This is a genomic window from Bacillus sp. LR--39 (assembly GCF_053613335.1).
In genome coordinates this window covers 1-680 of record NZ_JBSIOT010000957.1, presented here as the reverse complement: position 1 = coordinate 680, position 680 = coordinate 1, and the positions used below count along the sequence as shown (strand labels likewise).

At 47.9% G+C, this 680-nt stretch carries 1 protein-coding gene; it reads left to right on the top strand.

Annotated elements, in window-relative coordinates; genetic code table 11:
* Window positions 1-49: 49 nt before the first annotated feature.
* The coding region (locus ACWHAR_RS27740) for a TIGR01777 family oxidoreductase (protein ID WP_452088522.1) at window positions 50-680 on the top strand (631 nt) is incomplete at its 3' end.

The following is a 680-nucleotide window of genomic DNA, read 5'->3' as shown; positions in this document are numbered from 1 at the left end:
ATTACAATGAGGTAAAGTATATTTATTAGAACGATGAGGAGAGATGTTCATGAATATCGCAATGACGGGCGGAACCGGTTTTCTCGGCCAGCATCTGACAGGCGTTCTTATCCGCCAGGGACACCATGTTTATATTTTATCAAGAAACGCAAGAGAAACTGAACAAAAAAATATGACATATGTGCAATGGCTGACGGAAGGAGCCGCCCCGGAGCAGGAACTTCCTCATATTGATGTCTGGATAAACCTTGCGGGAAAATCGATTTTTGGCCGCTGGACAGAAAAAACGAAGCAGCACATTCTCTCCAGCCGTATCAATGCGACGCGTGAAGTGCAGCGGCTTATTCAGAAACAGAAGGAGAAGCCGAAGACATTGATCCAAGCCAGTGCCGTGGGTATTTACGGGACAAGCCTTGAGAAAACTTTCACAGAGGATTCTGCAACGTCAGATGAGGATTTTCTCAGCCATACTGCACACCTGTGGGAAAAGGAAGGACAGAATATTGAAGCGATGGGCATCCGGACGGTTTATGCAAGATTTGGCGTGATGCTTGGAGAAAGAGGTGCTCTACCGCTTATGGTTCTCCCCTATAAGTTTCTGGCCGGCGGAACGATCGGAACGGGAAGGCAGTGGCTGTCATGGATTCATGTCGAGGATGCGGCCCAGATGATCCGATATG